This is a genomic window from Paraburkholderia podalyriae, from assembly GCF_014397785.1.
GTDB lineage: Bacteria > Pseudomonadota > Gammaproteobacteria > Burkholderiales > Burkholderiaceae > Paraburkholderia > Paraburkholderia podalyriae.
In genome coordinates this window covers 1-9,101 of the sequence record NZ_VZQQ01000121.1, presented here as the reverse complement: position 1 = coordinate 9,101, position 9,101 = coordinate 1, and the positions used below count along the sequence as shown (strand labels likewise).

Below are 9,101 nucleotides of genomic sequence, written 5' to 3'. Positions count from 1 at the left end.
ACCCAAAGCCCCGCCCAAACCCCCTACGGATGCCGGATATAGTCAACCAGCGCGATCGTATAAGCGTCCGCCTTGCGGTCGATCAAGCTCACGCCGATCGCCACGAGAAACCCCGCCGGCACGCCGAACACGCCCGAACTGATCGGCTCGATGCCGAACCAGCGCGCGCCCGTGAAGCCCGTCATCTGCGTGAAGAACGGATACGTCGACACGATGTAGTAGATGCACACGACCAGTCCCGCGACCATCCCCGCCACCGCCCCGAGCCGCGTCGTGCGTTTCCAGAACACGCCCAGCACGAGCGCCGGAAACAGACTCGACGCCGCCAGCGAAAACGCCGCCCCGACCAGAAACAGAATATTCCCCGTATTCAACGACGCCACGTACGACGCGAACAGCGCGACCCCTAGCAGCAGAATCTTCGAGATCGTCACGCGCCGCTGGCTCGATGCGTTCGGATCGACCATGTGGTAATACACGTCGTGCGACAACGCGTTCGCGATCGTCAGCAGCAGACCATCCGCGGTCGATAGCGCCGCCGCCAGCGCCCCCGCCGCGATCAAGCCCGACATCACATACGGCAGCCCCGCGATCTCGGGCGCCGCGAGCACGACCATATCGGGCTGCATCTGGATCTCGCTCCAGCGCACGATGCCGTCACCGTTCGCATCGGCGAGGCTGATCAGGCTCGGCTCCACCTTGCGCCATTGCATCAGCCATTGCGGCAGATCGGCAAAATGATGACCGACCAGATTCGACAGAATCTCGTACTTGATCAGCACCGCGAGCACCGGCACCGTCAGATAGAACAGCGCGACGAAAAAGAGCGTCCAGCCGACCGAACGGCGCGCCGACGCCACGGAAGTCGTCGTGTTGTAGCGCGTCAGGATGTGTGGCAGGCTCGCCGTACCAAGCGACAGACACAGCAGCAGTGACAGAAAGTTACGCGCATGCGTGCTTCGGTCTTCGTCGCCGACCGCGGGAAACGGTTCGTGCATCGGCACCGGCGCGGTCGCGCGCATCAGCATGTCGTCGCGCTGCTGGCTCCAGACGATCTGCGCGGCGGCGGCATCGCGGGGAAACTGTCCGAGCGCGCGCTCGCGCTGCTTGATCTCGCGCAATGGACCGTTATGGCGGCGCAGATCGCCGACCTCCTGCGTGAGCCGATGCTTCTCGTCGACGAACGATTGCGGCAGCGTATCGAGCCGCAGTTGCATCAGCGCGGCGCGGCGTCGATAGTCGTCGCGCACGAGCGCCTCGAGCGGCGCGTCGCGCACCTGCTTCTCGAGCCCTTCCATGCGCTCCATCAAACGTCCGTAGCTGAATTGAGGCACCCAGCCGAGGCCGTCCTTGTGCGCGATCATCGACACCGGTATCAGCATCGCCAGAATCAGGATGATGTATTGCGCGACCTGGGTCCACGTGACGGCGCGCATGCCACCCAGGAACGAGCACACCAGAATGCCCGCGAGCCCGCAGAAAATGCCGACTGCGAAATCGACGCCGATAAAGCGCGTCGCGATCAGACCAACGCCCTGGATCTGCGCGACCAGATAGACGAACGAGCACAGGATCGCCGCGAGCGCCGCGAGGCCGCGCACCGCGTTGCTCGAATAGCGCGTGCCGAGAAAATCGGGAATCGTGTAGCGCGCGAGCTTGCGCACATACGGCGCGAGCAGGAACGCGACGAGGCAGTAGCCGCCGGTCCAGCCCATCACGTAGGCGAGGCCGTCGTAGCCGGTCGCGTAGATCGAGCCGGCAAGGCCGATGAACGACGCGGCCGACAGCCAGTCGGCCGCGGTCGCCATGCCGTTGAACGCCGACGGCACGCGCCGCCCCGCCACGTAGTATTCGACCAGATCGGACGTGCGCGACAGCACGCCGATCACCGCATACACCGCGATCGGCACGAACAGGAACACATAGCCGATCCACACCCCGGGACCGGTGCTGCGCTCGATGCGCCACATCACGTACACGAACAGCAGGAAGGCGAGCGTATAGAGCGCGTACGAGCGAATCAGCCGATGCGTGCGCTTCACGGGCTCAGCGTCCGCGCGCGGCCGGCGTGTTGGTGCCGACCTTGACGTCATCGTTCGCGCGGCTCGCGGCATCGCGCTGCGAATCCGCTTCGAACGCCCGCTGCAACTGACGATCGGCACGCTGCATCAGCACGATATAGACGACGATCAACGCGAGGTAGATCAGGATCGCCCCCTGCGCGCCAAAGTAGAACGGCAGACTGAAGCCCCTGACGCGCACCTGCGCTAGCGCGGGTGCCAGCAACGGCACGACGAACGAGACGCAGAAGCCGAGCGTCATCAGCGCCGCGATCAGCGCGAGGTTGAAACGCCAGTACTTGCGATGCGCAAGCGCCATCGCCGCCGAGACCGGTGGCGGTTCGGGCGGGGGGTTCAAGGTGGCGTGGGAGGATAGGTGTGGCGCGGCCATGCGCCTATGTATCAAAAAGGCATCGGCGAGGCAATTGGGATTGTCCGCGCGACGCTGTGATGCAAGGCCGTCGCGCGAACGACGGGTCTGCTCGGCGCGACCGCAAGCATGTCGATCGACACACCGCCGCCGCTCGCGCAGACCCGCTTGCAACGCTTAAATCGACTCGCCGAGCTGGTCGAGAATCGCCGGATTCTCGAGCGTCGACACGTCCTGCGTGATCTTCTCGCCCTTCGCGAGCGAACGCAACAGACGACGCATGATCTTGCCCGAACGCGTCTTCGGCAGGTTCTCGCCGAAGCGGATGTCCTTCGGTTTCGCGATCGGACCGATCTCCTTGCCGACCCAGTTGCGCAGTTCGTTCGCGAGCTTGACGGCCTCATCGCCTTGCGGCCGCGCGCGCTTGAGCACGACGAACGCGCACACCGCCTCGCCGGTCGTCGCATCGGGGCGGCCCACCACGGCCGCTTCCGCGACGAGCGGATTGGCGACCAGCGCCGACTCGATCTCCATCGTGCCGAGACGATGGCCCGACACGTTCAGCACGTCGTCGATGCGGCCCATGATCGTGAAGTAGCCGGTCTCCTTGTCGCGCACCGCGCCGTCGCCGGCGAGGTACAGCTTGCCGCCGAGCTCTTCGGGGAAATAGCTCTTTTTGTAGCGGTCCGGATCGCCCCACACGTTGCGCAGCATCGCGGGCCACGGGCGCTTGATCACCAGAATGCCGCCCTGCCCGTTCGGCACGTCCTGCCCGGTTTCGTCGACGACCGCGGCCATGATGCCCGGCAGCGGCAACGTGCACGAACCCGGCACCAGCGGCGTCGCACCCGGCATCGGCGAGATCATGTGGCCGCCCGTCTCGGTCTGCCACCACGTATCGACGATCGGGCAACGGCCGCCGCCGACGTTCTCGTAGTACCACACCCACGCTTCCGGATTGATCGGCTCACCGACCGTGCCGATGATGCGCAACGTCGACAGGTCGTAGCTCTTCGGATGCACTTTCGGGTCGGCCTCGGACACCTTGATCAGCGAGCGGATCGCGGTAGGCGCCGTATAGAACAGCGTGACCTTGTGCTTCGCTATCATCTGCCAGAAGCGTCCGGCATCCGGATAGGTCGGCACGCCTTCGAACACGACCTGGGTGCCGCCGAGCGTCAGCGGCCCGTACGTGATGTAGCTATGACCGGTGATCCAGCCGATGTCGGCGGTACACCAGAATACGTCGGAGGGACGCCAGTCGAAGGTCCACTTCAGCGTTTGCGCGGCCCACAGCAGATAGCCGCCGGTGCTGTGCTGCACGCCCTTCGGCTTGCCGGTCGAGCCCGACGTATAAAGAATGAAGAGCGGATGCTCGGCGTCGACCCATTCCGGCGCGCACTGGTCCGACTCGGCCTGCATGAGTTCGTGCATCCTCAGGTCGCGGCCTGCGTCCCACGCGACCTTGCCGCCGGTGCGCTGGTACACGATCACGCTCCTGACCTTCTCGCAGCCGCCGAGCGCGAGCGCTTCGTCGGCGATGTTCTTCAGCGGCAAGGCCTTGCCGCCGCGCATCTGCTCGTCGGACGTGATCAGCGCGACCGCGCCGACGTCGACGAGCCGCTCGTTGAGCGACTTCGACGAGAAGCCGCCGAACACGACCGAGTGCGTCGCGCCGATACGCGCGCACGCCTGCATCGCGACGATGCCCTCGATCGACATCGGCATGTAGATGACGACCGGATCGCCCTTCTTCACGCCGCGTTTTTTCAGCGCGTTCGCGAAGCGCGATACGCGTTGCAGCAGGTCTTGATAGGTGACGTTGGTGACGGTGCCGTCGTCGGCCTCGAACACGATCGCGACGCGCTCGCCGTTGCCGGCCTCGACATGACGGTCGATGCTGTTGTACGACGCGTTCAGCTGGCCGTCTTCGAACCACGTGTAGAACGGCGCTTTCGATTCGTCGAGCACCTTGGTGAACGGCTTGTGCCAACTCAGCGTCTCGTTCGCGAGACGCCCCCAGAAGCCTTCATAGTCGCGCTCCGCTTCGGCGGCGAGCGCCCGGTACGCGTCCATGCCGGAAATCGTGGCGCCCTTTGCAGTGTCAGCGGAGGGCGGAAAAACGCGGCGTTCCTGAAGAACCGATTCAATCGCAGACATCGACAACCCCTTGGTGAAGATGAAACGTAAAACCTGTACCGGCGCGCGGCGCGCGCGCGGGCCTTATCCTGTTCGAGCCGCCACGAGCGGCGCTGTCTCCCACCTCGCGGTGCCGTCCCACGCGCGTGCGTGCGGCATCGCAACATCCCTGCATGCAGGCGCCCTGCTCGATCCTATCCCGCGTTAAGGCTTTACCCTATGCGCTGCAACTTACCGGCCACTTACGCGCCTCGCGTTGATCTGCAAGCGAAAACCCTTAGATCGCGGGTTCTACCGGGCGCTATACGCTTAGCACAGCACATTGCGTACCGCTGATGCCAACTCGACGCATCGCCTCGCGCGCGCCGCCTTTACGCTCTCTCGCACGGCCTTTTACAATGCTAACTGAACTAGCCGTCCGGATTCCAGTTTGAATCGCTACGCCCTGCTTCTGATTACCTCGATGCTGCTCGTCGGCAGCAATGTCGGAATCGGTAAATCGATCGTTGCCCTCGTCCCCGTCCCGCTGTTCGCGCTGCTGCGTTTCGTCATCGCGATGGCCGTGCTATGGCCGCTGTTGCGCGTGACCAAACTGCGCCGCGTCAAACGCGATGAATGGATCAATCTGTTTTTACAGGCGCTATTCGGCACCTTCGGCTTCACGCTGCTGATGCTCAATGGCGTCGCGCGTACCAGCGCGGTCGCGGCCGGCGTGATCACGAGCACGATTCCGGCGGTCGTCGCGCTGCTGTCGTGGCTGATCCTGAAGGAGCGGCCGGATGGCCGCGCGCTCGGGTCGATCGCGCTGGCGGTCGTCGGCGTCGTCGTCATCAATGTCGCGCGCGTCGATGCGGGCGCGAATGCAACGGCCGGCACCGGCTCGCTCGCGGGCAACTTCATGGTGCTCGGCGCCGTGTGCTGCGAATCGCTGTACATCATCCTGTCGCGCCGCCTCACGCAAACGCTCGCGCCGATCGACATCTGCGCGTACACCCATCTGTTCGGCCTGCTGCTGATGCTGCCGCTCGGCGCCGGTGCGCTCGCGCATTTCGACTATCGCGCCGTGCCGGCGAGCGTCTGGATGCTGGTGCTGTGGTACGGGCTGTCGGCCAGCATCTTCTCGTTCTGGCTGTGGATGAAGGGCATCCGACACGTGCCCGGCGGTCTCGCCGGCGTGTTCAGCGCGGTGCTGCCGGTCGCCGCGGCGCTCTACGGCATCGTGTTCCTCGGCGAGCGGCCCACGCTCGCGCACGGCATCGCGCTCGCCTGCGTGATCGCCGGTATCGGCCTCGCGAGCCTGAAGGTCCGCCGCGTGCCGCCGATCGCATCGTAATTCTGGTGTAGCGGGCGCGCTGCCCGCCGCACAGCAGCAGATTCAACCGACGCTGTACAATGGCGCGCCTGACGCGAGTCTCGCGCCGCTTCGGTGGCCGCGCCCCGTACCGCCGTCGGCGCCTGGCCCCGTGTTCCGTCACCCGCGCTTCATCTGACCGTTGCCTATGTCCGCTTCGCGACCCGCTTCCTCCCGTCCGCGCCGCCCGATGCGCGCGCTACCCCACCTCGTTTTCATGAGCCGCTGGCTGCTGCCGCTGTATCTCGGGCTGATCGTCGCGCAGGCGGTGTACGTCGTGCTGTTCCTGAAGGAAGTCTGGCATCTGGTCACGGAAGCGATGCGGCTCGACGAAACCAGCATCATGCTCGCCGTGCTGGGACTGATCGACGTGGTGATGATCTCGAATCTGCTGATCATGGTGATCATCGGCGGGTATGAAACGTTCGTGTCGCGGCTCGGCCTCGACGGTCATCCGGACGAGCCGGAATGGCTCGATCACGTGAACGCCGGCGTGCTGAAAGTGAAGCTGTCGATGGCGCTGATCAGCATTTCCTCGATCCATCTGCTGAAGACCTTCATCAGCCCCGACCAGAACACGACGCACACGATCATGTGGCAGGTGATCATCCACGTCGCGTTCCTGGTATCCGCGCTCGTGATGGCGCTCGTCGACCGTCTCTCCACGCACACCCACCCCAAACATGTCGAAGAGCCCGCGGCCTTGCGCGCCGTGGGCGGCATCAAGGTTTCCACTCCCATGAAGGCGCAAGACTGACCGCACCGCGCTGCGATCCGACAACAAGCGCCCCCCACTGAGCTAGCCATGACCGTCATCAAACAGGAAGACCTGATTCAGAGCATCGCTGATTCGCTGCAGCACATCAGCTACTACCATCCGCTCGACTACATCGAAGCGCTCGGCCGCGCGTACGAGCTCGAACAGAGCCCGGCGGCGAAGGACGCGATCGCGCAGATTCTGACCAACAGCCGCATGTGCGCCGAAGGCAAGCGCCCGATCTGCCAGGACACCGGCATCGTCACGGTGTTCGTGAAGGTGGGCATGGACGTGCGTTGGGACGGTGCCACGATGAGCGTCACCGACATGATCAACGAAGGCGTGCGCCGCGGTTACCTGAACCCGGACAACGTGCTGCGCGCATCGATCGTGAGCCCGCCCGAAGGCGCGCGCAAGAACACTAAAGACAACACGCCGGCCGTGATCCACTACGAGATCGTGCCGGGCGACAAGGTCGACGTGCAGGTCGCGGCCAAGGGCGGCGGCTCCGAGAACAAGTCGAAGTTCGCGATGCTGAACCCGTCGGACTCGATCGTCGACTGGATCCTGAAGACCGTGCCGACGATGGGCGCGGGCTGGTGCCCGCCGGGCATGCTCGGCATCGGCATCGGCGGCACCGCTGAAAAAGCGATGGTGATGGCGAAGGAATCGCTGATGGACCCGATCGACATTCAGGACGTGATCGCGCGCGGCCCGCAGGGCTGGATCGAAGAGCTGCGCGTCGAGTTGCACGAGAAGGTCAACGCGCTCGGTATCGGCGCGCAGGGCCTCGGCGGTCTGTCCACGGTGCTCGACGTCAAGATCATGGCCGCGCCGACGCACGCCGCGTCCAAGCCGATCGCGATCATCCCGAACTGCGCGGCGACGCGCCACGCGCACTTCACGCTCGACGGCTCGGGCGTCGCGAAGCTCGAAGCGCCGTCGCTCGACGCATGGCCGAAGGTGCACTGGGAACCGAACACGGAAACCAGCAAACGCGTCGACCTCAACACGCTGACGCCGGAACAAGTGGCGGGCTGGAAGCCGGGCCAGACGCTGCTGCTGTCGGGCAAGATGTTGACGGGCCGCGACGCCGCGCACAAGCGCATCGCCGATATGCTCGCGAAGGGCGAGAAGCTGCCGGTCGACTTCACGAACCGCGTGATCTACTACGTCGGCCCGGTCGATCCGGTACGCGACGAAGCGGTCGGCCCGGCGGGCCCGACCACCGCGACGCGTATGGACAAGTTCACCGAGACGATGCTCGCGCAAACGGGCCTGATTTCGATGATCGGCAAGGCCGAGCGCGGCCCGGTCGCGATCGAGGCGATCAAGAAGCACAAGGCCGCGTACCTGATGGCCGTCGGCGGCGCCGCGTACCTCGTGTCGAAGGCGATCCGCAGCGCGAAGGTGCTCGCGTTCGAAGACCTCGGCATGGAAGCGATCTACGAGTTCGACGTGCAGGATATGCCGGTCACGGTCGCCGTCGATTCGAACGGCACCTCCGTGCACCAGACCGGCCCGAAGGAATGGCAAGCCAGGATCGGCAAGATTCCGGTCGCCACGGCTTAATGCGTCGCAATTGACGCCACTCAGGTCGGTCGAAAAGCCGGGATCGCCGTCCCGGCTTTTTTATTGCCGCGCATCATGCACGCGCAAGATGGCGCGCGAAGCCGCCACACCGCCAAAACTCTTACCGGATTTCTTGGCTTTTTTGGGCATGGCGTTTATTGTTGTTGGAAATTCAAGGTCCGCGAAAAAGGAAATAACATGCAAGGCGACAAGAAGGTCATCGAATATCTGAACGCGCAGCTCAAGAACGAGCTGACCGCGATCAACCAGTACTTCCTGCATGCGCGGATGTACGGCCACTGGGGCCTCGACAAGCTCGGCAAGCACGAGTACGACGAGTCGATCGGCGAAATGAAGCATGCCGACATGCTGATCGAACGTATTTTCATGCTCGACGGTCTGCCGAACCTGCAGGACCTGCACAAGCTGCTGATCGGTGAGGAAACCAAAGAGATCCTCGAATGCGATCTGAAGCTCGAACAGATTTCGCAAAGCACCTGCAAGGAAGCGATTGCGTACTGCGAATCGGTGCGCGATTTCATCTCGCGCGAAATCTTCACGACGATTCTCGACGATACCGAAGAGCACATCGACTGGCTCGAAACGCAGCTCGATCTGATCGACAAGGTCGGGATCCAGAATTACCAGCAAAGCGGAATGGGCTCGATCGAGTCCTGATCGAAGCACGCTGAAGCATCCCGCGCGGCAGCGGCGCCACGCCCGCTCAGCAGGCATGCGCGCCGGACCGTACCGCGCGGGCGATATACTCGCACGCGCATCGCCCTGGTTTCACCTTTTGCCGACCGCCACGTCACGCTCGTTTTCTTCGCCTATGCCCGCGCCCTCCCCCTC

Annotated in this window: 7 protein-coding genes; 4 read left to right on the top strand and 3 right to left on the bottom strand. The window is 64.3% G+C overall.

All coding sequences use genetic code 11. From position 1 onward, the window contains the following. Positions 1–23: 23 nt before the first annotated feature. From F6X42_RS40770 to acs, 3 genes are all read right to left on the bottom strand, one after another. A complete protein-coding gene (locus tag F6X42_RS40770; protein ID WP_187639459.1) occupies positions 24–2,093 on the bottom strand; it encodes a sodium:solute symporter family protein in 2,070 nt (689 codons plus the stop codon). Then, the gene (locus tag F6X42_RS40765; RefSeq protein ID WP_187639458.1) at positions 2,047–2,451 is read right to left on the bottom strand and encodes a DUF4212 domain-containing protein; all 405 of its coding nucleotides are present in this window, start codon (positions 2,449–2,451) and stop codon (positions 2,047–2,049) included. Before F6X42_RS40765 ends, F6X42_RS40770 begins: the two co-directional genes overlap by 47 nt. A gap of 156 nt (positions 2,452–2,607) precedes the next feature. Next, entirely contained in the window at positions 2,608–4,590 is a 1,983-nt protein-coding gene (acs, locus tag F6X42_RS40760; protein ID WP_187639457.1) for an acetate--CoA ligase, read from the bottom strand. A gap of 409 nt (positions 4,591–4,999) precedes the next feature. On the opposite strand from acs, the gene F6X42_RS40755 reads away from it, so the two are divergent. From F6X42_RS40755 to bfr, 4 genes are all read left to right on the top strand, one after another. Beyond that, positions 5,000–5,902 carry a DMT family transporter gene (locus F6X42_RS40755; RefSeq protein WP_187639456.1) on the top strand — a complete coding sequence of 301 codons (903 nt, stop codon included), beginning with the start codon at positions 5,000–5,002 and terminating at the stop codon, positions 5,900–5,902. A 208-nt stretch (positions 5,903–6,110) separates the two neighbouring features. Further along, positions 6,111–6,677 (top strand): TIGR00645 family protein, encoded by a 567-nt coding sequence (locus tag F6X42_RS40750; RefSeq protein WP_222945907.1) that lies wholly within the window; start codon positions 6,111–6,113, stop codon positions 6,675–6,677. A gap of 48 nt (positions 6,678–6,725) precedes the next feature. Further along, positions 6,726–8,249 (top strand): fumarate hydratase, encoded by a 1,524-nt coding sequence (locus F6X42_RS40745; RefSeq protein WP_187639454.1) that lies wholly within the window; start codon positions 6,726–6,728, stop codon positions 8,247–8,249. A gap of 198 nt (positions 8,250–8,447) precedes the next feature. Then, positions 8,448–8,927: a bacterioferritin gene (bfr, locus tag F6X42_RS40740; RefSeq protein ID WP_187639453.1), complete on the top strand. Its 480-nt coding sequence runs from the start codon at positions 8,448–8,450 to the stop codon at positions 8,925–8,927. Positions 8,928–9,101 lie beyond the last annotated feature (174 nt).